We start from the raw sequence: 26,099 nt of genomic DNA on the forward strand, positions 1-26,099 counted from the left end.
ATAAAGAACCTCAGTTAGAGGAGATCTAAATCTCTAAAGTTAAAGACATGAAGACCTATGCCGCTATATTAACACTAAGTTAAAATAGTCGCAAATAAAAAATTTTTTTAACATCCAAGGTTAATAGACCAATGTCAACAACAATACTTGATACGGTAGTTTTGCGGGTTATGAGCTTTGCTCATCCACGCGGAATAGATATATTGCTGGAAACTCTTAATATCTCTTCGGCGCGTTTCCCTGCTGAGGTTTACAATCGGGACGAGAACAGTCGCCCTCTCGAAGAAGAGGACGAGGGATTAAGTGAGCTAGCCATAGGACTGCGATACGCTCAGCGTCAGAGTCAGCAGCTACCGCTCGCCGAAGCTCAGCGTTACCACATCAGGCTGAGGAATGCACAGCAGCTACCTCGCCACTTTAAGCAGGGAAGTTTAATAGTGGAAACTTTGACTGTGGAAGAACTCGACGATCGCGAAATTCTCCAGAAAAAGTACCTAAAGTGTCATAAAGGGGAAGCTGCCTGTTTAGTGTTGGCTAAGCGTTATCAAGGACAGGCAGTTTTCCTTTCATCAGATGATGGTGCCTGCAAGGTAGCTAAAGATCTGGGTATACCTTATCTCACACTAGAAGATATTCTTCAAGCTTGGGTTGAGCAGAAACAGCCAACATCAGAAGAATTTGATCGATTAGTGAATGGCATGAAAAACGCTGCATACAACCCTAAAGCTTTTCTAGAAGAACTCAGGCGGAAATTACAGAGATAAAGACTCAGATGTTGTGGCTGTCTGCGATCGCACTTAATCACTCGACATAGACTAAGTTGACAAAAAAATATTTATCTAAGTCAATTCGGTGAGCGAGCGCCCAACTAAAAAGCCATAAAAATTTTAATTTTAACTAACCCAAACTATTATATTGCCACATGGCCAATTTCATCTGGCTTCAAATGAGAATGCAGCACCTCTCCGTCGCGGAACCAAACAATCCGACGAGTTTGACGCGCTACATCCGGTTCGTGAGTTACCATCACGATCGTAATGCCACTTTCATTCAATTCTGTAAAAATATCCATCACTTCCTGAGTGGTTTTGGAATCCAAAGCACCCGTCGGTTCATCTGCTAATAATAAAACCGGACGATTGACGATCGCTCTTGCAATTGCCACCCGTTGTTGCTGTCCTCCAGAAAGTTGGTTTGGCTTATTGTTCAATCTATTTGCCAACCCCACTTTTGTCAGCGCTTCTACAGCGCGATCGCGTCTTTCCCCAGCTTTCACACCCGCATACACCATCGGCAACATCACATTTTCTACCGCAGTCAATTGCGGTAAAAGATGGAATTGTTGGAACACAAACCCCAACTTGAGATTGCGAATCTTTGCTAATTCAGCATCTCCCAATTGCGACACATCTACCTTATCCAAATAATAGTGGCCGGAAGTAGGGCGATCGAGACAGCCGATAATATTCATAACTGAAGATTTCCCCGATCCGGATGCTCCCATAATCGAGCAATATTCACCTTGCTCTACAATTAAACTGGCATCCCGAACTGCGTGTACTGTAGTTTCGCCCATACCATAGATTTTAGCAATATTTTCCAGGCGAATAATTACAGGTTTAAATTCCGTATTCAATTCTTGGTTTTGAGTTTGGATTTGTTGCATTTTTAATTAATTAAGCGCTTCTCAAAGCGACAATTGGATCTAATTTAGCGGCGCGTCGTGCCGGTACAACACCAAAGAACAAACCGATACTGCCAGAAACGCCAACAGCAATTGCGATCGCCACAGGTGAAATGCCAGCTTTCAAAGGAGTAACCGCACCAATTAACATGATACCGCTGACGCCAATAACAGTACCAACTATCCCACCTGCTGCTGACAAAATAATTGCCTCAATCATAAACTGAATGAGGATATCTTGCTGAGTAGCGCCGATCGCTTTCCGCAGTCCAATTTCGTGGGTGCGTTCTGTCACAGAAACCAGCATAATATTCATAACGCCAATGCCACCCACAAACAGCGATATAGCTGCGATCGCAGCCAGCATCAGCGTCAGCGCACCAGTAATAGTACCGACAATTGTCAGCACATCTTTTTGAGTTCGGACAGTAAAATCATCTTCAGTTGTTATTTTGTGGCGCAATCGCAACAGATTAGAAATTTGAAATTGCGCTGCACCGATGCTATTGGAATCTTTAGCAGAAACCGAGATAAACGATATTTCCAAACCATAGGGAGAAGTGCGCCCTATAATGCGGTTAGCGAGTGTGGTGACAGGGGTATAAACAGTGTCATCCTGATTGCTTCCCAAGAAAGAACCTTTCGGTTCCATCACGCCAATAACTTGAAAGCTAATATTTTTGACTCTGATTCTTTGGCCGATCGGATCTTTATTGCCAAACAGTTTTTTGACTACATCTGGCCCTAAAACAGCTACCTGGGTATTTGCCTTTACATCTTGCTGAGTAAAAAACCGCCCTCTAGCAACATTAAAGCTGCGTACTGGCAGAAATTCTGGCGTTACACCAAGAATTTGAGTATTGGTATTTTTGTTGCTATAAGTAACAGCTTGTCGGCTTTGAATTTGAGCGGCAACACCTTTGACAGAAGGCACTTGACGAGCGATCGCTTCTGCATCTTCCAGTACCAAAGTCTTCGGAACATCGCGATTTCTTTGCGCGTCCTGATTGCCGGGAATGATAAACAAAACGTTAGGGCCAAGCGATTCAAATTGCTCTGATGCTAACTTTTGGGCACCCTGTCCGATGCCTACCATTGCAATTACTGAAGCATTACCGATGATAATGCCTAACATGGTGAGACTGCTTCGCAATTTGTTTGCTACCAGCGTAGTGGTAGCCATTTTAATGCTTTCTAAAATATCCATTGCTCGATTTTGGATTTTGGATTTTGGATTTTGGATTTGTAATTTTGAATTTTAGATTGTATATAGATCATTCTCCCCCACTCCCCCGCTCTCCCGCTCTCCCACTCCCCCACTCCCCCCCCCCGCTCACGCCTGCGGTCTCGGTCGGCATTCTTTGGGCAAATCGACGAAAATGCGATCGCCCTCCTTCAATCCTTCCAGAATCTGAGTTTGGTCTTCTTGACTTGACCCAATTGTCACCGGGCGAAAGTCGCATTTCTTCTCAGTACCGGGTACTTTCACCCCCGTCTGTCCGTTCTCGGTAACAATTGCAACGGTTGGCACCATGAGGGTATTTTTCACTTCGTTGCCCAAGAACGTCAAATCGACGTTCATACCAGAACGTAATTCCTCAAGCCCAGTATCGAGAGCTACCCGTATCTGAAAAGAAGTGACATTCTGATCGATCACAGCTTCTGGAGCAATTAGACGCACGCGACCTTTGAAAACCTTATCCGGATAGGCATCTGCCACAACTTCCACCGACTGTCCCTGTTTAATTTGTCCGATATCTACTTCCGGGACTTTTGCTAAGATCTCCAATCCTCTGGCGATCGCTACAATCGAGGTTGAAGTCGCCGAAGCTGTACTGGAGCCAGATGTTGCCGGTGCGACAAAAGCGCCAACGTTGGCATATTTCTGAGTGATCGTGCCATCAAAAGGTGCGCGGACGATCGTATCTTCCAGCTGGACTTGCACCTGCTGCAATCGACCCTGAGCTTCTTTAACAGATGCTTCCGCTTGGGCAATATCTTCCGGACGCGAGCCATTCTGCAACAGTTCTAATGCTTGTCGCGCTTCTGCAACAGCCGCTTCTCGCTGGGCAATATCTTCCAGACGAGTGCCATTCTGCAACAGTTCTAATGCTTTTCGCGCTTCTGCAACAGCCGCTTCTCGCTGGGCAATATCTTCCAGACGAGTGCCATTTTGCAACAGTTCTAATGCTTTTCGCGCTTCTGCAACAGCCGCTTGTCGCTGGGCAATTTCCTCGCGACGGGTGCCATTTTGGAGAAGTTCTAAAGCCTGTCGCGCTTCTGCCACAGCCGCTTGTCGCTGGGCAATTTCAGCTGGAGAAGTGCCATTTTGAACTTGTGCCAAACGGCGTTGAGCTTCTTCCACACTAGCTGTAGCCGTGCGATAGTCGGTCAGCACTTCGTCGAAGCGATCGCGAGTAATTGCGCCCTGCTGTTGCAGATTTTGATAGCGATTGACTCGTTCCTTTGCTAAGTCTACCCGTGCTTGCGCTGATTCTACTTGCGCTTTGGCGGCGGCAATTTGTTGGGGATTGGCTGTTTGTACCGACGTTAGCTGAGCTTGGGCTTGCAAAAGACGCGATCGAGCTTGGGCGATTTCTTCCGGACGCGCCCCCGCACGGGCAGCTGCTAATTGAGCTTCAGCTTGGGCCAAACGCGATCGAGCTTGGGCGATTTCTTCCGGACGCGCCCCCGCACGGGCAGCTGCTAACTGCGCTTCGACTTGGGCCAGACGCGATCGAGCTTGGGCGATTTCTTCCGGACGCGCCCCCGCACGGGCAGCTGCTAGCTGGGCTTGAGCTTGGGCCAAACGTGCTTTAGCTTGGGCAATTTCTTCCGGACGATTTCCCGCACGCGCTTTCGCTAAGCTAGCTTTCGCCTGTTCCCATCTTGCTTTGGCCTGTACGATCTGCGCGACAATATCTGCATCATCCATCCGAGCGACAATCTGCCCTTGCTTTACGCTATCTCCCTGTTCTACAAGTAGCTCGGCCACACGACCCGTCGCTTTGGGACTGAGGTTAACGGTTTGAAATGGCACTACTGTACCGCTGGCGGTGATTCGCAGAGTAAGATTTTTTGATTCTACAGGTACGGTAAGTGCCGTAATATCGGAGTTTTTTGGTGTAGCTCGATTGAGGAATAAGTAAGCCCCACCAGAGGCAGTCAAAAGCGTCGCGGCTATTAACCCCATCATCCAGGGAGTCCGCCGATCGACTTTTTTGCCAATCAAGGGAATTTCCATATGCAACTCTTGGGTAAAGATCGGCCTGTCGCCGTGGGGGTAGCCTGTTTGGGAGAAGCCGTCTAGTCTTTAATGACGAAATATTTGCGTGAGTGTGAATAAATTTGCGTAGAGGTACGCTTAATTCTTCATGTTTCTTAATGTTAACCGTTAAAGGGCCGTAAAGACATCACCCAGTCGGGTATCCATCGGCGCGATCGCTCTCGGTTGTGATAACTGTTTAATTCATCAAGAATAATGCCCGGTCGGGACTCAACAGCAAGTAATTTGTCTGGGGTGAACTCAAACTTGTCCGTCAGAATGGAATGCAGTATGGTTGAAGTAAATTAAAGATATCTTTCTGACTTAGAGGCTGTACTGTGCCTAGCAATCGCAAACCCTGGTTTTATTTTCTGCTTATATTTGGTATGTGGAGTGTGGCTGGGCCAGTTTCTGGACAGGCACTCGTACCCCACACACTGCAACTCGATTCGGCTCAGCTGGAGCAGCAGGGCATCAGTCTGGCACAAGAAGCTGCACAATTAGCACAATTTCAACAATACGAAGTAGCTTTGTCGCGAGCAAGGCTGGCAACGCAGCTAGCTCCCAAAAATTATCAAGCTTGGTTCCTCTTAGGCGGCTTGTATTTACAAACAAATCAGGCGGACAAAGGAATTGACGCCTTGCGGCAGGCAAGGTCTCTCAAACCTGACGAACCATCAATTTTGTTCGCAATCGGGTCGGCTTATTTTCAACAAGAGAAGTACCAAGACGCGATCGCTTCCCTGCAAGAAGGTTTGAAGCTCAAACCTGACTCAGCAGAAGCTTTATTTGACTTAGGGAACTCTTATTATCGCTTAAAGAAGTTTCCGGATGCGATCGCCCAGTATCAAAAAGCAGTCTCATCTGATGGCAAATTCTGGCCTGCGATTAACAACATCGGACTGATTAAATACGAACAGGGCGATATGCAAGGAGCAATTAAACAGTGGGAAGCCGCCCTCGCGATTGAAAAAGAAGCGGCAGAACCCAAACTGGCTATAGCCGTTGCGCTTTATACTAAAGGCGATCGCGAACAGGGTTTGGCAATGGCAGAAGCAGCTCTGAAAACAGACGATCGCTATGGGGATGTAGAGTTTTTGAAAGAAAATCTCTGGGGCGAAAAACTGATAAGAGATACTCAAAAACTCATAGAAACTCCCAGAATACAAGCTACCCTCGCTCAAAGTCAAAGTCAAACAGAGCGAAAACCGTCTAATTAGGGGCTAGAAAGTCAAAAGTCAAAAGTCAAAAGTCAAAATTCCTCCCTCTTCTCTCTCCCTCTTATTTTTGATTTTTGACTTTCCCTAGCCCAATTAACTTGCTTTTAATTGTACGCGAGCGCTCTGTCGCACAGGGATATCGATCGCAAACTCCGCTCCCTCTCCCGGTTTTGACAGGCACTGTATTCTTCCGCCGTGTTTTTCTACAATTATTTGATAACTGATAGCTAATCCCAAACCAGTACCTTTACCTGGCTCTTTTGTCGTAAAAAATGGCTGGAATAGTTGCCCTTTTATACAATTGTTAATCCCAGGCCCATTATCTTTTATAATAATTCTTACCCAATCCCGATTAAGAACGGAAGTACTAATCCAGATACAAGGCGAGGGATACGAAACAGGCAATTCTTTCATCTGTTCCTGAAGCGCATCAATGGCATTACTCAAAACGTTCATAAATACCTGATTTAGTTGTCCGGCATAACATTCCAAAAAAGGTAAATCTCCATATTCTTTGATAATTTCGATAGTTGGACTATCGGATTTAGTTTTGAGACGATTCTGCAAAATAACGAGCGTACTATCGATACCTTCGTGAATATTGACTTGCTTCATTTCAGCTTCGTCAAGTCTGGAGAAGTTCCGCAACGTCAAAACAATTTTGCGAATCCGATCGGCACCAACTTTCATGGAAGATAAGATTTTAGGTAAATCTTCCCAAACAAAGTCAAATTCCTTCTCTTCAATCAAAGCACGAATTTTCGGGTCTGGGTTTGGATAACACTGTTGATAAAGCTCGAATAAATCGATAATGGATTGAATATATGCGCTCACATGATCGAGGTTCCCGTAAATGAAATTCACGGGGTTGTTGATCTCGTGCGCCACACCAGCAACGATTTGACCGAGACTAGACATTTTTTCGCTTTGGATCAACATCGCTTGGGTACGCTGCAATTCTTCCAAGGCAAGTTCTAGCTGCGCTGCTTTTTCTCTAGCGCAAGCTTCCGATTGCCGCAATGCTTCTTCTTTTTCTTGGCGGTCGCGCAAGTTTTCTCTTAACTGTTTTACGTGAGCCAGTGTTTTGTTAATCGTAATCTCTAAATCTTCAAAATCTATCGGCTTAGTTAAAAAATCAAAAGCCCCGCTATTCATCGCCTTTCTGATATTTTTTATATCGCTATAGGCTGATATTACTACTGTTTTGAGCGTCGGAACCATATCATTAAGTTTAGCCACCAAAGCCAAGCCATCCATAATCGGCATATTAATGTCCGTCAGCACCATATCCAAGTCTGGATATTCTTGCACTTTTTGGAGGGCTTCTTGACCATTCCGGGCAAAAATAAGTTGATATTCTGCTGCCCGTACTTTTTTTCTAAATTTTTGCGTTATCAGGGATTCTAAGTCCGACTCATCATCAACAAATAGCAGTTTATAAGTCATATTATTCCTTGCTAAATGATTATTTTATCGTTTTTAAATTTATTCAAAATAACTTCCCCAAAGAGAAATTGACCTAATTCTGCAATTATGCAGACTCGAAGATAATCGTCTGGCCAGATGAATGAAAAAAATTAGATAGTTTTAGCATTAGAATTACACCCGCTCGGAATTTCTATACAGAACTTTGTTCCTTGGCCCAATGCTGACAAACAATTCAACATTCCACCGTGCTTTTCCACCACAATTTGGTAGCTGACGTACAAACCCAAACCCGTACCATTACCTATAGATTTGGTAGTGAAGAAAGGTTCAAAAATCCGTTCTTTTACCCCTGGAGCCATTCCTGTTCCATTATCTCCTATTTCAATGGCGATACGGTAATTTTCTGCAATTATAAAAGTACGAATGGTTATGGACGGAGAGTGGTTAGGGATATTATCAAAAGGCGGTTGTACGTAGAAATTATCCAAGGTATCGATCGCATTCGCCAGGATATTCATAAACACTTGGTTGAGTTCGGCTGCATAACATCTAACTAAAGGTAGATTTCCGTACTCTTTAATCACTTGAATAGCAGGACGTTCTTCGTTTGCTTGCAGTCGATGCTGTAAAATCAACAGCGCGTTTTCTAGCCCATCGTGAATATCAACAGGCTTCATGTCTGCTTCATTTAAGCGGGAAAAGTTACACAGAGATAAGACAATATGGCGAATGCGATCGACACCTACTTTCATCGAACTCAGAATTTTGGGTAAGTCTTCAATCAAAAATTCTAAATCGAGCGTTTCCATTTCTGTTTCGATTTCAGTAATCCTATCGGTGCAATGCTGCTGATAAAGATGCAACAGGTTTAGTATTGCTTTTTGCTGGCATTTTTATCTCCTTACAAAATAAAACCTAGATCTCCCCAAAAACTAGACGTTTCAAATTGTCAAAATTAATCGGCTTATTGACATAATCATTTGCTCCATAAGCAATTGCCTTTTGATAAGTATTTTCGTCTCCATAAGCCGTGATCATAATAACTTTTAAACTCTTGTAATTGGTTTTGATTATTTTTAGGAGTTCCAGCCCATTCATTCCTGGCATATTGATATCTGAAAGGAGCAATACAACCGACGCTTCTCCCTGTTTTTGTAGGTAATCTAGCGCCGCTTCTGCCGACAAAGCAAAATTAAATTCTATTTTTCCATCTTTGATTTCTCTTCTAAATTTTTGCTTGAACAAAAATTGGATATCTTCCTCATCATCTACAACCATAACTTTCATTGCTGAACCTCCATACTTTTGATTGACTTTTTGGGTAATTTTATAATGAACTCGGCATAACTTTCCGGTTCTGTTTCTACCTTCATCTCTCCCCTATGCTGTTGAACGACAATATCGTGGCTGATAGATAAACCCAGACCAGTTCCTTCTCCTGCTGGTTTCGTCGTGAAGAATGGGTTGAAAATTTTATCTAAAACTTCTAGTTTTATGCCTTTGCCGTTATCGCGAATGCGAATTTCGACGCGCTCTCCCATATTTTTAGTTTTCACAAGCAGATGCGGTGAAAACTCATCGCCTATTTCTTGTTTCTTTTTATGGGTTGAGTAGCAAGCGTTGTTAATAATATTAAGGAAAACCCGGCTAATGTCTTGGGGTACAACTTCAACCTCGCCAATTTCAGGATCGCAGTCACTTTCTATGGTAATGTTAAAAGAAGCATCCTTAGCACGCATCCCGTGATAAGCCAAATTCACATACTCTGCCAATAAACTATTTATATCCGTTGCTTGCCAGTGACCGCGTTCGCCGCGAGAATGCAGAAGCATATTGCTGACAATGCTTTCTGCTCTTTGACCGTGATGATTGATTTTATGGAGATTTTGTTTGAGGTCGCTGAAAATTTCGGTTATATAATCGCTTGTTTCCGCTCCCAATTGCTCTGTATGATTTTCAATTTCTGCAACTAATTCTTCAATTAATTCAGAGGAAACTTCAGCGAAATTATTGACGAAGTTCAAAGGATTTCTGATTTCGTGGGCAATTCCCGCCGTTAAACTTCCCAGAGAAGCGAGCTTTTCTTGTACGATAATCTGACTTTGCATAGCTCTGAGATTTTCTTCCACCCGCTGACGCTCGACAATTTCCCTTTGCAATTGCTCAACAGTCTGAGAAAGCTCTGTTGTCCGTTCCAAAACTTTGATTTCTAACTGTTCGTTAGCTTTTTCCAGTACTTCCTGTGCTTGCTTGCGCTCGGTGATGTCGCGCACGATCGCAACATATTGTTGCAAATCTCGATTCGTTTGGGAAGCATCGCGGGAGAATCGGTTTGAAATGGCAACTTCCAGGATGCGTGAGGTGCCATCGAAGTGGCTGGGGGTTTGTTCGCTGCGCGTAGGCCAATCATTTGGGTCAGCCGCCAATTGCGGCAGTAACGTCTGCAAGTGAGTTCCAAGCAATTGAGTATAGGTCAATCCAAATAACTGTTCGGCAGCTGGATTAACTTGACGAATTATACCGTTTTCATCCAGGACAACAATAGCATCCAAGGCAATGTTAAAAAGTTGTTCTGCTGCTTCTCGCGACTCATCCATCGAGATAACTTGGGGTAAACTTGTCCAACAGGCGATCGCTACACCCGTAAAAGCTACACATAGCAGCAAAACTAACAAAAGATTCGAGCCGCTAGGAGAATTTACACTTAATCTGATGCCGGAGAACCAACCAATTGCGACGGCGCTACAGATTAGTAAAATTAAAATCAGTACCTGAAACCCTACAAAGTCTGCGATCTGGCTTTTCGCTTGCTTGCGGTAAAGACGAATCCACCAACTCCGATGAAAAGGCGCAAGAGAAATACGACGGATAACCAAGTCAATTGCCAAAATTCCAGCAGGAACTAGCAGTCCCAGAAAAAAGTCTTGCTGACCGGAAGCAAATCCTCCCACAGTTAGCATCATCGCATCCACAAGGAAAATACCCAGCGACAACCAAGGCCACCTCGCTTCTGGCTTGCCTCGGTTAAGCCAGATTCCCAAATGGAAAAGCATCGTACACGATACCACTCCCACGTTGGCGAAGACCACCAGTCGGTCTAGATTTACCCAAAATAGGCACAGTAAACCCAGAACCAAAACTGGAATCAGACCTGGGCCGAATACTCCACGACGAGAGACAACCCCAAATACGGGGGAGATATGCCCATCTATAGCCAATTGGTAGGTAATGCGAGGGCAGTTAGAAACAACTGTAGCGTAACTCAGCAGACAACTAGCCGCTACGATGAAAATGGCTAGAGAACTAGCACTACTACCCCAAAGAGGTTGTGCAGCAGCTGATAGATTTAAAAAGGCGTCACCACCTAAATCGGGAGCATCGGCTAGGCGCATCATCACCCAGCAACCTCCCAAAAACATTGTTGGAATCAAGTAAGCCGAAATTTTGAGAAACTTGGTCGTCTCGCTGGGGTTACGGCTATCTGCCACAAAGGAAGAAGAAGTTTCGCACGAGTAAAAGCTAAAGGCAGCAAAATAAAACCACTTCATCCAATCTACAAAGCTTAACGGAGGCCAACTATCGGGAAAAAGGCCGGGACTATTTGGCGCAAAGGCTAACCATAGAAAACCTTGAATATTAAAAATTAGTAATAGTAAAAATGCCGGTATAGCAAAAAATAAATGAGCGATGCTCAAGGCGCGTGTACCGCTGAAGGTTAAGATTAACGGCAGAATGGTGAAGGCAATTTCCAATAATTTGTTCGGAAAAGTTAACCCAGCTTGTTTTAAATTTACCTCAATCAGTTGAGCCATTACGATCGCGTAAATTGGTGTGGAAGCAACCCAAGCTAACCAATATCCACTGGCAGCATAGCGACCCAAAAACGGATATTTCCTCAGCAGTCGAGTCGTGTAGTTAGGCGTTCCCCCCGCCATGTCTGGAAAATGTTCGCCCAGCCGCCTCACCTGAAGGTTGAGCATCGCACCCATGAATACACCGGGAAGCCAGACTAATATGGCATTCGGCCCTATGGCGGCATCAATGATGGGAATCAAGCCCACCCAATTGATAATCGCCGTGAGGCCAAAGCCCCAAGTTTCCAGGGGACTGAGGGTGCGCTGGAGGCGCATGGGCGATCCCAGGTTGTGCTTTCCACCTAGAAAAGGCCGATCTTCTTCTGATTGGAAGCCTTTCCAAGACTCCGGTTGGGTTTCTCTTGACATTGATTTTACCTAACATCTTTTTGAAAACGTATTGGAAACGTAGTTGTCACCCTATTTGCCAGCACATTCCAGGCTCAGCCATCCCAAGTAATTAAGAGCTTTGGATCGCAGCTTCAAAATCTATATTCTTGTTTATATTTCCCCATGATGTTTCCTGGCTAACAGTTTAATTGTTAATTTTTAATTTTTAACTAATGGGGAGACCCGGTGCGGTCAAAAGCCGTTGGTAGATTTTTTCTTGTTTCTTGTTCTACCAACTACTTATTACCGCACCCCCGTACTGGGGGAGAGTAAACTATTACCTGATTGCGCCCCCGCTTCTTCGCCTGATACAATGCTTCATCCGCCAGTGCAACGAGCATCGCGATCGAAGAAGTCGAGGCAGGCATGGTACTGGCAACCCCCAAGCTGAGGGTAACGTATTCCCCGATACCGGAAGTAGCATGAACAATTTTGAGCGCCTCAACTTCAGCGCGAATCTTTTCTGCGACCGATACTGCCCCTTCCACTCCAGTATTGGTCAAAATCACAGCAAATTCCTCGCCACCATAGCGAGCGACCAAATCAGTTGGGCGTTCGACGGCGCGGCTAATCGCTTTTGCCACCTGTTGGATGCAATGGTCACCTGCTTGATGCCCGTAAGTGTCGTTGTAAAGCTTGAAACAATCAATGTCGCACAAAACTAGCGATAAGAGCTTGTGTTCCCCTGCCATTTGCAACCAGATTTGGTCGAGATACTCATCAAAGCGACGACGATTCGCCACCCCAGTTAAACTATCCAACTTGGCTAAATGTTCCAACTCTTGATTGGCTTCTTGGAGTCGATCGTAGAGTTCGGCTTGCTGAATGGCGATCGCTAGTTGGGTTGCTAATGAAGCAAGCAAGTCAACCTCAAACGGTTGCCAAGCTCTTGACTCCGTACAGTGATGGGCAATCAGCAATCCCCACAGGGCGTCTCCTTGCATAAGCGACACCACAAGCTTTGCCTTCACCTGTAACTCATGCAAAAACTCAACAAGGCATGGAGTGATGGTTTCAGTTTCGACATTGGCAATGGCACGAGTGCGTCCTTGTTTGTACAGATCGCGGTACTCGACGGGAAAAACTTCGGCGGGGAAAGTACGCCCCAAAATTGGTTGCCAACAGGGCGCAACTGCCTCCGTAACAGCACTGCCTGTGCCATCCGTCCAGAGGCGGTAAATTAACACCCGATCGCACCCCAAAAATTGGCGCACTTCCGTCACAGTCGTATTGAGAATATCCGATAGTTGTAACGATCGGCGAATGCGTTGAGCGATTTGAGCGACAAGTTGCTCGCGTTTGGTTTGCTGTCCAAAAGCGTCCTCGGCTCGCTTACGCTCAGTAATCTCTCGTTGAATCGCGATCCAATGCGTATACCACCCAGTTTTATCGGCAACCGGTGCAATATTGAGTTCTACCCAAAACTCAGACCCATCCTTACAGTAGTTAATAAATTCCGCTCTCACTGGCTGCCATGCCTTCAGTGCTGCCCGAATCTTGGCACAGTTTGCCCGGTCAGTTTTGGGGCCTTGAAGAATACGCGGAGTTTTGCCCAATACCTCTTCTGCACTGTAGCCAGTCATCCGAGAAAAAGCTTGGTTGACATATAAAATTCGAGGCCCGGGTTCGTTAATCGGCTCAGCTTCAGTAATCACAACAGCATCATTAGCGTTCACGACGACCGATTCGAGCAAATGTAACTGGTGTTCTGCTTGTTTGCGGCCAGTTATGTCACTTAAAGAACCGACAATGCGCTCAATCTTGCCATCGCTTCCTCGCTTCGGCAGCCCTCGCACCAGCACCCAACGGTAGGTGCCATCTCGGTGCTGGATCTGATGCTCGCTGATAAACTGAGTGCTGAAATCGTGCCGTGTTTGGCTGGCAAGATACTCAGTCATTTGAGCTTTGATTTGTGCTTGCGCTTGAGGATGCAGCCGATTCCACCACTCTTCAATGCTAGAGCCAATTTCAGATTCTCCATACCCCAGCAGGGCTTTCCAGCGGGGAGAAAAGTAAACTCGATCGGTTTTGAGATCCCAATCCCAAAGGCCATCGTTGCTTGCTTGCATGGCAAGAGCATACCGATCTTCGCTCAGCCGCAGCGCTTCGACCAGTTCGGCTTGAGAGACAGCTATACTGAGACGATTGGCTAACTGTTGCAGGAGTTCGATCTCAAATGTTGACCACTGGCGTGGTTTTTGACACTGGTGAGCTATCAGTAACCCCCAAAGTTTTGACTGGAACAGTATTGGCACAACCAGCTTTGCTTTGACGTTAAACTGTTGGAGAAATTCGATTAGGCATCTCGATATCGAAGCTTGTTTGATGTCTCCGATCGCTTTAATGTGTCCCTGGCAGTAGTGCTGATGAATTTCCACTGGAAAAACTTCAGATGGAAATGTTTGTCCTAAAATCGGCAGATATTTAGGATCGACAGACTCTGCCACAGCACTGCCAGTGCCATCTAGCCACAATCGATAGACTAACAAACGATCGCACCTTAAAAATTTACGTACCTCCGTCACCGCAGTCTGGAGAATATCTTCCAAGTTCAACGATTGACAAATTTTAAGTGTGATAGCTTCCAGCAATTGTAGAGATTGATTTTGGCGTTTTAAATTCTGCTCAACTTGTAGATATTTAAATTTATTAAAGAGCCATTTAAACATAAGCGATCGCTTATCCTTTTTTATAAATAAAGATTTTTAGGAGCAAGAATTCTTTCCTTCTACTCCTAACCTTTAACTTTGGTATAGCGTGGGTCTGACTTACCCAACTGCCGGGGAGCTTGTTGTAATTTGAGGTGGAGCGATCAGCGGAAAAGTCGTCGGTTGGCTAATCAGATAACCCTGAACAAAGGTTGCACCTCGCTGTCTGACCCAATCCAGTTCTTCAGGCGATTCGATGCCTTCAGCGATCGTTTGAATATTCAAGTGACTGGCCAGTTCTAGTATTTTCTCAGTAACGAAAGCTTTATAAGAGTCTGCTTGCACATTGCGAATCAGGCTCATATCAAGTTTAATAAAATCGGGACGCAGTTGGTGCAGCAAGTTGAGATTGGAACCCCCTGCGCCAAAATCATCCAACGCCATACAAAAACCCGCTTCTCGGTAGATGTTGAGAATCCCTTTGAGATGTTCGGTATCTTGAGGCTGATGAGACTCAACAACCTCGAAAACGATCTGTTCGTGAGAAATGCCCGCTTCATCAATAGCTTGCATTGTCGAGCGTAAGCAGGAAGTAGGATCGTAAATCGATGTGGGAGAAAAGTTGATAAAAATGTGTTCTTTGATTTGGTGTCGCTTGGTCTCGCGAATTGCCGTGCGCCTAGCGATCAGATCGAGCTGAACTAAGATACCTGCTTCTGTTGCTGATGAGAACATTGGGCCGGGAGGAATAAAGCTCCCATTGGGAGCGATTCCACGGAGTAAGGCTTCGTGACCGAAAATATCCGAGGTGTCTTGAGCAGAGACGATCGGCTGAAATTGACAGGTAACTCGATCGGCTGCTAGCAAGTCGAGCAACCAACCCGACTGGTTAAGACGAGTGAGACGAGCCAAGGAAGTTGTGCGAGCGCAATCGCGAAGTTCCGGGGCTTTGGTGTCCGCCATGAACAATGCCCGCGTGTTTTTCAACTCATTTTGCGTCAGAATACCAGCTAAGGTATTAACGCAAGTTTCTGTTTGGATTTCTTCCAACTCAATGGCAAGACACTGCCCGTCCTCCTTGAGTTCGTAGTCCAGCTCGGCTTTACGCAGGTAGTAGAGGACTTTCGTCATACTATGACCCGAGGGAAACCACAGATATAATCTGCCCGTTCCCTCTATTTTGGTGGGTAAGGTTTCGCAGCGGGCACAAACGCTATGAGGCTGAGTAGGTTTCATACGCTAGTTCGATCGGGGCTAACTAACGATCTTAATTATTCCCTGGTGGATGCAAGTATTCTCTGGATTGAGCAAAGCTTTGTCGCTGGTCTTAGATTAGACTTTTTTGGTCTGATTTCAACCTATTACGCTTACCGACATCCTCAGCGAATTTGCTGAGATCGCCGATAAAGTGGTACATATGTACTTAATTGGAGTTAGGATGGGTGAAAATCCTCAGTTGGTATCTAATTTTAGCTAAAAATAGAATTTAGAGCCTTGGAGTCACAGGTCTATTCCGAAATCTCAAGTAGCAAAATCCTTGCATACTTACATCAAAAGCATCCAGGCATCGAAAAATACGATCGATTACACCTGGCTCAGGAAACCTGGCAGCAATGGCTCAAAGCGTTGAAACAACAAGCCAGCACTTCTTGTGCTGTAGCTGAAACAGGCTCCTGAGAACAGCAGATGGGATGTATTTATGTTTTTAATCTTTTGGCAGGAGTGCCATAATCTGATCCACAAATTGTTGATGATCGACAACTGGTTTGGAGATGTAGCCGTCAGCACCACTTTGCTTGAGAAAGTTTTCGCGATCGCCCTCCATCGCGTGAGCCGTAACCAGGATAATGGGAAGATTGGCAGTTTGGGGGTCAGACTTGAGCATCTGGGCGATCTTGATGCCATCAACTGCCTTACCCTGGTAAACGCTGTGTTGCAAGGAAACATCCATCAAAATGATGTCAGCCTTCCCAGACTGGGCAATCTGCATCACCTCTTCGACATCCTCAGTACCCTTAACCTGCAAGCCACCTCGCTTGGTGAGAATCTTAGAGAAAACGCGCAAATTAATCGGGTCGTCTTCCACAATCAGAACGGTTTTCATGGTTTTTTCCTGCTCGCTTGATTCAAAATAAGGCAGTCTAGGCTCCTGCCGTTTGATACTACTGTGAAAAGAGGAAAGGGAAAAGGATACGGCGTCGGGACTAGGGGCAAGGGGCAAGGGACTAACGAAAAATTAATTCTCCCACTCTCCCCCTCCCCCACTCTCCCACTCCAGGTCTCCCCCACTCCCTCCTCCCTCTCACTCTTTCCCTCTCCCTCTTCGCTCTCCCTCTTTATACTCATAAGGAACCCGGACTCATGGCAAAACAACTTAACCTTCTCTCAACAGGACAGGTGATTACGACTGCCCTGCACGCCGAGATGCAACGGTCTTATCTTGAATATGCCATGAGTGTCATAGTCGGGCGGGCGTTACCCGATGTCCGCGATGGCTTAAAGCCCGTTCATCGTCGCATATTATATGCAATGCACGAATTGGGGTTGGTGCCAGACCGCCCGTACCGCAAATGTGCCCGCGTGGTAGGGGACGTGCTGGGTAAATATCACCCCCACGGCGACCAGGCGGTTTATGACGCTCTGGTGCGGATGGTACAGGATTTCTCTTGTCGCTATCCTTTACTCGCCGGACACGGCAATTTCGGTTCGGTGGATAACGACCCACCAGCAGCAATGCGTTATACGGAAACGCGCCTCGCTCCCATAAGCCATGAAGCGCTATTGAGTGAAATTGGCGAGGCGACTGTTGATTTTATCCCCAATTTTGATAACTCCCAACAAGAGCCGGTGGTGTTGCCAGCCCAGCTGCCGATTTTATTGCTCAACGGTTGTGCTGGAATTGCGGTGGGAATGGCTACCAATGTACCCCCGCATAATTTGGGGGAAGTGGTGGATGGTTTAATTGCTTTAATCGATCGTCCCGATTTGTCAGAAGATAAGTTGCTGGAATTGATTCCGGGCCCTGATTTTCCCACAGGAGGGGAAATTGTGGGAACGGAAGGTATTCGGGAAGCCTACACTACGAGTAAGGGCAGTATCCCCGTGCGGGGAGTTGCCAAAATTGAGGAGATCGCCCGTCGCTCATCTTCTTCTAAATCGAAAGCTCAAAATCGGACGGCGATCGTAGTGACAGAGTTACCTTTCCAGGTGAATAAGGCATCCTGGATCGAAAAGGTAGCAGAATTGGTCAACCAAGGGAAAATTGAAGGGATTGGCGATCTCCGAGATGAGAGCGATCGCGAAGGTATGCGCGTAGTTGTGGAAATCAAACGTGACGCCAACGCTCAAGAGGTTTTAGAACAACTCTACAAACAAACTGCTCTGTGTAGCAATTTCGGCGCTATCTTGTTAGCGCTGGTAGAAGGACAACCCCGCCAGCTGACGTTGCGGCAGATGCTGCTGGAGTTCTTGAGCTTCCGCGAACAAACTCTGACCAGACAATACAATCACGAGCTCCAACAATGCTTAAGACGCCTTCATCTGGTGGAAGGTTTGTTAACTGCGCTCTCAAATTTGGATGCGGTAATACAAATTCTCAGAAATGCGCCAGATGGCACTACAGCGAAGCTGAGTTTGCAAAGCCAATTTAATTTTAGCGATCGCCAATCGGATGCGATTCTCTCAATGCCCCTGCGACGCCTGACCGGTTTGGAAAGGCAGCAGTTACAGACAGAGTTTGACGAACTCAGAGATAGAATAGCTCAGCTAGAGCGGTTGTTGAGCGATCGGCACGAATTCCTCAAAGCTCTCAAAAAAGACCTGCGAACGCTCAAACGCAAGTACGGCGACCCCCGTCGCACTCGCATTCTAGCAACGCCAGCAGCCGCCCCAGAACAGCCCAGAAGCACAGCAGCTCTTGAGCAGAGGGGCACGACGGCGGGGGGGCAAAAGAAAGAAAAATCCAAGACTCAGGAAATACAACAACCCACTCTTTTCACGCCGCCACCGCCAGAAGAGGTGACTCTGGAATTCACCCATAAAGGTTATGTGCGACGGTTGTCAAAAAATGGCAATAAATCTTCGTCTTTGAAATCGCAGGATGATTTTGTTGTCAATACTCAAGCAGCTACCACTCAAACAGATTTGGTGGTAGTAACTGCCAGCGGCAAGGCTTATCCAGTCAATGTGGGCGATATTCCGCCCACATCTGGGGGAAATAAGGGGACTCCTCTTTGCACTTTGTTACCGGGTGCGAAGGAAACGCCGGAAATGCTGGTAGGGCAGTTTGTCTTACCGGATAATTTGGAAACGGGTAGTTTGGTGCTGTGTACGCAGCAAGGGCGTATCAAACGAGTGGCGCTTTCAGAACTTGCTAACCTAACTCGTCGCGGCGCAACGCTTTTGAAGTTGAAAGATGACGATCGACTATTATCTGTTCATGCGATCGCTTCTAAGGGAGATGTCGTCATGGCGACTAGCGGCGGACGTTTGCTGCGCTTAAGGATAAATGACGAGCAACTACCGATAACAAGTCGCAGCACTCAGGGGCTACAAGCCTTGCGGTTGCTGCGTTCCGAGCAAGTGGTTGGCGCTTCTATTCTGTTGCCGAATGACAGCCTGTTACTCGCTACCCAACTGGGGTATGTCAAACGTTTACCCATAAGTGCTATGCCGCTGGCTCAGTTGGGTAATATCGGTACGACGGTGTTTCAGTTCACCACCAAGTCGGATGCTTTGGCGGGGATAGTAGTCGCTAACGCTTCATCTGAGGTGATATTAATGACAAATACGCAGAGAACACAGAAATTACCTGTAGATAAGGTAAAGTTCTGGGGTAAAGATGGCACGGGCGATCGTCTGATTGCGCTCAAAGCTGAGGAAAAAGTTATCAATTTGCTAATTGCTTAATTTCAAATTTCAGATTTTAGGTTTTAGATTTTAATTCAATCTAAAATCTAAAATCTAAAATCCAAAATTGATTATGCGTATCCTTGCTATTGGTGATATTCACGGTTGTTCGATCGCCCTCGATTCCCTCCTCGCTGCTGTAGTCCCGCAGCCAGAAGATAAAATTATTACTCTGGGCGACTACGTAGATCGCGGCCCTGATACTAAGGGCGTTATCGATCGTCTCATCGCTTTGCACGCTACCGGGCAACTTATACCTTTACGCGGCAATCACGAGCAAATTATGCTCAATTCTCGTGCTGATGGGAAGCTATTAGCGTGGCTGTCCTGGGGCGGTAAGGCAACGCTTGCTTCTTATGCGGTATCTGGGAATGAGGGAACTTTGCAGGATATCCCAGAAAGTCATTGGGATTTTCTCGAAAATAAGTGTGTAAATTGGTACGAAACAGACAAGCATTTTTTCGTACACGCAGATGCCGAACCAAATTTACCGTTAGGGGAACAACCGGAATTTGTCTTGTTTTGGGGGCCGAGCGATCGACCGTCACCCCACTTTTCCGGCAAAACAATGGTTTACGGACACGATACACAAGAAAGTGGAATTCCACTTAATTTAGGCTATGCAATTTGTATCGATACTTGGCCTGACGGAAACGGTTGGTTAACTTGTTTAGATGTAACAAGTGGGAAAGTTTGGCAAGCAAATCAAGCGGGTCAGCAACGACAACTTCTCATCGATCGATAATTAATAAAGCTCACAAAAACAAACCCCTTTCCTCTAAAAAATCATCCTTATAATATCATAATCCAGTAGCATCGGTTGCCAAAAAAATCCCTTTCCGATCTGCGTACCCTACGGGAAGGCTATCGCCTACATCTGCGTTTATCTGCCTACATCTGCGGTAAAAACTTAACCCATGATATCATATCCGGTAGCATCGGTAGCGTCAAAAATTTGCGATCGCATCTGTGTTCATCTGTGTTTATCTGTGTTCATCTGTGGTTAAAATTTAACCAAGATTCGGTGCAGACAATCCTCAGCAGTCAAAAGTCAAAAGAAGGAAGGGCATCGGGAATCACGAAGAAAGCAGGGGGGTAGAGGGGTGACCGAGCAGAATTATTTTTTTTCCTTTTTCTTTTTCCTCTTCTTTTTGACTTTTGACTTTTGACTTTTCTAGTACCTAGCTATCAGTTTTCACATGAACCGGCCAAATCCCGAAAGCGATCAACCGCGCTGGGATATCGCGCAGAATTGGCAAACGGAGAAAAGCAGGCAGTGTAAATGAAAAATTAGAGTCATTCGAGTTAAGAATGCGAGCAAAAATTTGCTGCTGAATTAAAGATTGAAATGCTTGAATAACTCGCGTTGGCAATTCGCGCTGACGCTGCACTTGGGCGAGATCCCACTCGTGCAAACTATTGCTTTTGAGGGGTTCGCTCAAGTTATTTGCCGCCACGACAGCATCTTGAACGGCGTAGTTAATCCCAACTCCTCCCACTGGAGACATAACGTGTGCGGCATCCCCAATTAAAAGCAATCCGGGAAGATACCAACGCTTAATGCGACTGGATTCCACAGAGAGAAAGGCTATTTGAGAGAAATCTTTGAGAAGTTCGATCCTATCTCCCAACTCCGGAATGACATCAACAATACTTTTTCTCAGCGCTTCTATTCCATCGGCGCGAATTTGTTGATAACCGCCTTTGGGAATCACAAAAGCTATCTGCCATTCGTCGCCGCGATCGAGCATTACTAAGATATGATTTTTACCGATGCGACCCATTCCGCCTTCTGCGTCTTGTGAAGAACGCGGTAAACGAAACCACAAAACATCCATCGGCGGCGAAGTTCCTACTGCTTCAAAACCAGCTAGTTGTCGAAGGCGAGAATGACGACCGTCTGCACCGACTGTCAGTTTTGCTCTGACTTCGTGCCAACCGCCGTGTCCGCGATATCGCACACCTTTAATTATGCCGTTTTCTTCGATTAATTCTTGTACGTTCGCACCCAAAATTAACTGAAAGTTGGGATATTGTTTGGCTTCGGCGACGATGAATTCCAGAAACTTCGCTTGGGGCATCATCGTGATGAAAGGATAGTTTGTTTTGAGGCGATTCAAATTAGCGAGTTGGACTGAACCATTAGCGGTAGTAACACCAAGCGTGCGAATTTTATTGTGCGGTAATTGCAGTAAGCGTTCTGCCAAACCGAGTTCGTCCATAATTTCCATTGTTGATGGATGAACGGTATCGCCACGAAAGTCGCGATCGAAATCTTTGTGCGTTTCCAGCAACATTACCGAAATACCTTGACGCGCCAACAGAAGCGATAACACAACTCCTGCGGGGCCACCACCAACAATACAGCAATTCGTTTGGGTTATATCGATAATTTCACGGTCTGCGGTTTGCGCTTCGGTTTGACTCACATTTGACATTATAGCAGTCATAAAAAAGCTCCTCAATCAATTAAAAATTAAAAAAATTATTTGCTGTTGGTGGGCACTGCCCACCCTACTATTTAATTACGCTCAAAACGGATGGTAACAGTACGATAATCGGTTGCTGCACTACTACCTTGAATTGTAATTGGATGACCGTTGGGCGAACCGTCGAAAACTAGCTGAAAGTTATTTGCTTCGATTCTAGTCAAAGTCGATCGCTCTGTCAGTCCTTTTTGCGTAAAAGCTTGCCGATAAAATTTAATCAGTGCTTCGATACTAAGATTGCTGCTAAAAAATACATCTACTTCGCCTTGGATAAAGCTAGAAGGAAACTCTGTATAATTTTTTATATTTTCAGGCAAAGGAAACACGGTATAACGCGATACAGTTGCCTGTGTAGTATTGCTACTATTGGAAGAACTATCGCCCATTACTGTAGCAAGCGTTTTAGATGAATCAGCTTCGCCAATTAAAGTAAATGCTGCCCAATCTTTCGGTCTGGGAAATTGTTTCATTGTTTGAAGCATTGCACTTCGCAGTGCTTGCGCTTTATCCAGACCTTTTCTGAGATTTTGATAAAATGCGGTCATTAATTCGGCAGTAGGACTATCCGGTATAGACCACAAGGAAACTATGACGCTGGGTATGCCTGCACCAATGAAAGAACGGGAAAGTCCGACTACACCATCACCAGTAATTTTGCCTTTTCCTGTGTCGCAGGCGCTCAAAACAACGAGTTCGGCATTTAGCTTGAGGGCAATGATTTCTCGCGCTGTGAGAAAACCATTGTCGCCGGTGGATGGAGCGAAAGCAAGCGAACTGAAAACACCTGTTTCATCATCTAAAATGCCGTGAGTTGCTAGGTGAATTATTCGCGCTTGTGACATCCGCTGCTCAACAGTTAATTTAGTTGCGCCCTTCCCGATGATAGCTTGGGAGTCGAACAGTTGCGCGATCGCGTTTGCTTCTCGTTCCGCTCCGGGTAAACTGGGTAATTGTTCGGGTGGACGCCCTTCGGGTGCTAAACTGGGCATCGTGGGATTTCCCACAACTAATACGCCTTTTGCATCTTGGATGCGTTGCTGCTGTTGGCGGGTTAAATCTAAAATTTGAATTGATGGCGCTGTGAGAATGGTATGTTTTTCAATTAAATATTTTCCTGCATTATCTTGAAGTGCGACAAAAGGAACTAAAAATAGTAAGTCTTGGGGAATAAAGGTAATGCGATCGGTCGGATTTTTTGGCAATATATCTGCAATTGGTTCGATTAAAGTTTGATACAATTGTTGTAATTTTTGGTTAGCCGAGGAGCGATTATCTGGCGCTGCTGTGGCAGTCACTGCAACACCTCGACCTCTCACACCGATCGACTCGCGAGCATTTTGCACTAAATCTGCTAACAAAGCATTATTTCGATCTAGCTTTACCTGTCGAAATGTAATTTTACCTGTAGGTTCGATCGCCCAAATTAATAAGCCTGTAGCGCGGATATCTTTGTAATTGCTAAACTGGAGAGGCAAGTCGGGGTCATACTCATAAGTGACTGTATACTCAACCAAAGTAGAATTCTGCGCTTTGGCAATTTGTTTGATGCGATCGAGGTTAGGTGAATCAACACTAACCTGCAATTTTGGGTCATTAGCTAAGCGACTTGCCATTAAGCCGGCAAAAGCGCGAGAACGTCCCCGTTCTGCTAATTCTAACGCTTCTTCTATTCGGTTTTGCGCTACAAAAACTTGTTGCAGCCAACGCAGCAGCGCTACTTGAAATTCATATTCCCCAATGGCAGGCATTCCGGCATTCAATCGGAACAGTCGCGCCTTCTCGTAAGCATCAAAAGCAGCGAATAAAAATTTTTCTGCCTCTTTGATATTACCTATTAAAAATAAATTTACTCCCAGTTTCTCTAAAAGTTTTGGTTTGCCTAAACTGCCGTTATCCTTATCTTTCGCTTCTACTATTGCCAGCGCTTCTTTTAGTAACTCAATTGCTTTTGCGTAGTTTCTTTGGGACGAATAAATGCCGCTTAAAGCATCTAGGGAAGCCGTTTCGCGATTCAAGGGAACGCTGGCGAGTTCGTTAGGGTGTTGGCGGACAAATGCCAAATTCTGCTCGTGCAGTTCGGCAGCTTTCTGCAAATTACCAGATAGTTTATAACTTAATGCTAAAAAAGTCCGCGCTTGCCATTCTCCGTCTAAATTTCCAGACTGTTGTGCCAGTTTTAAAGCTTGTTCTAGAGTAGAAATCGATTGTTGGTAATTACCCGCTCTGCGCTGTTGAATCCCAGATTGAATCAGCGAATCAAGTTGTGATAATTGTTTGAATGAGTTGGTTGGAAGATGGCAAGTTTGACATTCATAATTTTGTGACAACCGTTGAAATTGTCCTGAATTTTCCGCTTTAACTGTAGCAGTTACCCACAGATAAGTAAGCAGTACTGTACTGGCTGTAATTTTTAGTCTCATCTCAAACCTCCCGGTCGCCACCCGCCAGACCCGTTAAGGTTGGCACTAGGTTGTTGACTTAAATTTTGAAAGATACATAATAAGATGGTACGTGACAAAGGCTGTTATGGCGCAGGCTGGAAATTTACTGTGGCACAGGTTGTTCTAGAAAATGTCTACAAAAGCTTTTCAGGTCGAAAAGGTGAGAAAGCGATCGACAAAACAGAAAAGTTCGGTCAGGAGGTAGAATTATTAGCTCTCCCAGAGGCGTTGCACACCACGTCTGCACAGAGTCCGGAACAAGCTGTCTTGCGGCGCATCAACCTAACAGTGAAAGATGGCGAATTTATGGTATTGGTGGGGCCATCGGGTTGCGGTAAAAGTACGCTGCTGCGCTCGATCGCTGGTTTGGAGGAGTTGACTGGCGGTAATATCTGGGTGGGCGATCGTTTGGTGAACGATTTGCCACCTAAAGAACGAGACATCGCGATGGTGTTTCAAAATTACGCTCTCTATCCGCACATGACAGTCTATGACAATATTGCCTTTGGGCTGCGGCGGATGAGTGGGGGAGAAACAACAGAAAATTCTTTACCGTTGTGGGCAGAAAATTTGTTGGTGGGAATGACGCGATCGCTTCCCAAAAAACTAAAATATCTGACGGAGCGAGAGAAAGCGATCGACGCGCAAGTGCGTGTTGTCGCTGAGTTGCTGCAAATCGAACCTCTGCTCGATCGGCTGCCAAAACAGCTTTCTGGAGGACAAAGGCAGCGGGTGGCGTTAGGACGAGCGATCGCTCGCAATCCGCAAGTTTTTTTGATGGATGAACCGCTTTCTAACTTAGATGCCAAACTCAGATCGGAAACTCGCGCCCAAATTGTGAAGTTGCAGCGGCAGTTGGGTACCACAACTATCTACGTTACCCACGATCAAACGGAAGCGATGACGATGGGCGATCGCATTGCGGTGATGAATCGAGGTCAAATTCAGCAACTGGCGCATCCTTTGGAATTATACAACCGCCCTGCGAACCGATTTGTTGCGGAATTCATTGGCTCGCCTCCCATGAATTTTCTGCCGGTACAGTTTCAAGCACCTCTACTGATTACCCATCCTCAGTCACAGTTCCGCCTCACTTTACCGGATATCTGGCAACGAGCGTTGCAAAATTACGATCGCCGTCCCCTGATTTTGGGTATCCGTCCGGAACACCTCAACTTGAGTTTACCAGCCCCAAAAAACTTGCAGGTGCGGGTAGATTTAGTGGAAGCGCTGGGTAACGAAACCGTTATATCTGTTCATTTGCGGGAAACTTCTGCCCCATCTACTTTCCAAGTGCGAATTGCGCCCGATCGACCTGTGCTGCTTGGCGAGGAGCTTTGGCTGTCGATCGCACCCGATAAAATTCATCTGTTTGACGCTCAAACCGAAATGGCCATCTGGCCTCGCTAGTCTTTGCCAGCTAAAGTCTTCTCCACTTCTAGCCAAACCCAAAAATGGACTGATTTGTAGGTTGGGTTGAGGCACGAAAACCAACGTATTTGTTGCTTTTCGTGCCTCAACCCAACCTACGGGAAAATGACCGAAAAGCGAGACGCAAGCCCCTGGCTTTAGACATGGGGATAAGTCGATAAGCGACTTTAGTCGCCGTCTCGATTTCCGTTTAGACTCGAATTGCGTTAAACTAATTGACGTAGAGGTTTTCCAAGTTAAATGATAGTTTGAGAATTTAAAGCTCAAGGGAAAACAACTCAATACCAAGCCATTGATGAAGCAATTAGGACTGCTCAATTTGTGCGAAATAAATGTCTCCG

At 45.8% G+C, this 26,099-nt stretch carries 18 protein-coding genes and 1 pseudogene; 7 read left to right on the forward strand and 12 right to left on the reverse strand.

What is annotated here, in order from left to right; all coding sequences use genetic code 11:
* Positions 1–131 precede the first annotated feature (131 nt).
* Entirely contained in the window at positions 132–764 is a 633-nt protein-coding gene (locus H6G03_RS17455) for a hypothetical protein (RefSeq protein WP_190465857.1), read from the forward strand.
* A 146-nt stretch (positions 765–910) separates the two neighbouring features.
* Here the strand turns inward: H6G03_RS17455 and H6G03_RS17460 are convergent, their stop codons facing one another.
* The 3 genes from H6G03_RS17460 to H6G03_RS17470 all read right to left on the reverse strand — a co-directional run bounded on the left by H6G03_RS17460 (position 911) and on the right by H6G03_RS17470 (position 4,928).
* Complete coding sequence (locus H6G03_RS17460) at positions 911–1,666, reverse strand: ABC transporter ATP-binding protein (protein WP_199315339.1); 756 nt, start codon at positions 1,664–1,666, stop codon at positions 911–913.
* 10 nt (positions 1,667–1,676) lie between these two features.
* Positions 1,677–2,891 (reverse strand): ABC transporter permease, encoded by a 1,215-nt coding sequence (locus H6G03_RS17465; RefSeq protein WP_190465858.1) that lies wholly within the window; start codon positions 2,889–2,891, stop codon positions 1,677–1,679.
* Positions 2,892–3,017: 126 nt separating this feature from the next.
* Entirely contained in the window at positions 3,018–4,928 is a 1,911-nt protein-coding gene (locus H6G03_RS17470; protein ID WP_242060419.1) for an efflux RND transporter periplasmic adaptor subunit, read from the reverse strand.
* A 407-nt stretch (positions 4,929–5,335) separates the two neighbouring features.
* Here H6G03_RS17470 and H6G03_RS17475 point away from each other — a divergent pair, with 407 nt between their 5' ends.
* Positions 5,336–6,169, forward strand: a complete 834-nt coding sequence (locus H6G03_RS17475; RefSeq protein WP_190465900.1) for a tetratricopeptide repeat protein — start codon at positions 5,336–5,338, stop codon at positions 6,167–6,169.
* 93 nt (positions 6,170–6,262) lie between these two features.
* Here the strand turns inward: H6G03_RS17475 and H6G03_RS17480 are convergent, their stop codons facing one another.
* The 7 genes from H6G03_RS17480 to H6G03_RS17510 form a co-directional block, all read right to left on the reverse strand.
* The gene (locus tag H6G03_RS17480; protein ID WP_190465860.1) at positions 6,263–7,615 is read right to left on the reverse strand and encodes a hybrid sensor histidine kinase/response regulator; all 1,353 of its coding nucleotides are present in this window, start codon (positions 7,613–7,615) and stop codon (positions 6,263–6,265) included.
* A gap of 131 nt (positions 7,616–7,746) precedes the next feature.
* Positions 7,747–8,406 (reverse strand): sensor histidine kinase, encoded by a 660-nt coding sequence (locus tag H6G03_RS17485; RefSeq protein WP_190465862.1) that lies wholly within the window; start codon positions 8,404–8,406, stop codon positions 7,747–7,749.
* Between the two features lie 106 nt (positions 8,407–8,512).
* On the reverse strand, positions 8,513–8,884 hold the full coding sequence (locus H6G03_RS17490) for a response regulator (protein ID WP_190465864.1): 372 nt from the start codon (positions 8,882–8,884) through the stop codon (positions 8,513–8,515).
* Positions 8,881–11,820, reverse strand: coding sequence for an ATP-binding protein (locus tag H6G03_RS17495; protein ID WP_322111925.1), 2,940 nt, complete (start codon positions 11,818–11,820; stop codon positions 8,881–8,883). The genes H6G03_RS17490 and H6G03_RS17495 overlap by 4 nt, the downstream gene beginning before the upstream one ends.
* A 257-nt stretch (positions 11,821–12,077) precedes the next feature.
* Positions 12,078–14,510 (reverse strand): diguanylate cyclase domain-containing protein, encoded by a 2,433-nt coding sequence (locus tag H6G03_RS17500; RefSeq protein WP_190465872.1) that lies wholly within the window; start codon positions 14,508–14,510, stop codon positions 12,078–12,080.
* 99 nt (positions 14,511–14,609) lie between these two features.
* Positions 14,610–15,620, reverse strand: a complete 1,011-nt coding sequence (locus H6G03_RS17505) for an EAL domain-containing protein (RefSeq protein ID WP_242056812.1) — start codon at positions 15,618–15,620, stop codon at positions 14,610–14,612.
* Positions 15,621–16,194: 574 nt separating this feature from the next.
* Entirely contained in the window at positions 16,195–16,593 is a 399-nt protein-coding gene (locus tag H6G03_RS17510; protein WP_190465875.1) for a response regulator, read from the reverse strand.
* A 257-nt stretch (positions 16,594–16,850) separates the two neighbouring features.
* Between H6G03_RS17510 and H6G03_RS17515 the strand changes: the two genes are divergently transcribed.
* The 3 genes from H6G03_RS17515 (at position 16,851) to H6G03_RS17525 (ending at position 20,496) form a co-directional block, all read left to right on the forward strand.
* A complete protein-coding gene (locus H6G03_RS17515) occupies positions 16,851–19,397 on the forward strand; it encodes a DNA gyrase/topoisomerase IV subunit A (RefSeq protein ID WP_190465877.1) in 2,547 nt (848 codons plus the stop codon).
* 73 nt (positions 19,398–19,470) lie between these two features.
* Positions 19,471–20,142: a metallophosphoesterase family protein gene (locus H6G03_RS17520; protein WP_190465879.1), complete on the forward strand. Its 672-nt coding sequence runs from the start codon at positions 19,471–19,473 to the stop codon at positions 20,140–20,142.
* 75 nt (positions 20,143–20,217) lie between these two features.
* Positions 20,218–20,496 (forward strand): hypothetical protein, encoded by a 279-nt coding sequence (locus H6G03_RS17525; protein ID WP_190465881.1) that lies wholly within the window; start codon positions 20,218–20,220, stop codon positions 20,494–20,496.
* Positions 20,497–20,578: 82 nt separating this feature from the next.
* Here H6G03_RS17525 and H6G03_RS17530 read toward each other — a convergent pair whose 3' ends face one another.
* Positions 20,579–21,847 (reverse strand): FAD-dependent oxidoreductase, encoded by a 1,269-nt coding sequence (locus tag H6G03_RS17530; RefSeq protein ID WP_190465883.1) that lies wholly within the window; start codon positions 21,845–21,847, stop codon positions 20,579–20,581.
* Positions 21,848–21,918: 71 nt separating this feature from the next.
* A complete protein-coding gene (locus tag H6G03_RS17535) occupies positions 21,919–24,306 on the reverse strand; it encodes a CHAT domain-containing protein (RefSeq protein WP_190465885.1) in 2,388 nt (795 codons plus the stop codon).
* 129 nt (positions 24,307–24,435) lie between these two features.
* Between H6G03_RS17535 and H6G03_RS17540 the strand changes: the two genes are divergently transcribed.
* Both H6G03_RS17540 and H6G03_RS38100 read left to right on the forward strand, forming a co-directional pair.
* Positions 24,436–25,737, forward strand: a complete 1,302-nt coding sequence (locus tag H6G03_RS17540; protein WP_322111926.1) for an ABC transporter ATP-binding protein — start codon at positions 24,436–24,438, stop codon at positions 25,735–25,737.
* A 273-nt stretch (positions 25,738–26,010) separates the two neighbouring features.
* Positions 26,011–26,099 (forward strand): annotated as a pseudogene (locus H6G03_RS38100) (transposase); the annotation flags it as partial.

It is taken from the genome of Aerosakkonema funiforme FACHB-1375, assembly GCF_014696265.1.
Classification (GTDB): Bacteria; Cyanobacteriota; Cyanobacteriia; order Cyanobacteriales; family Aerosakkonemataceae; genus Aerosakkonema; species Aerosakkonema funiforme_A.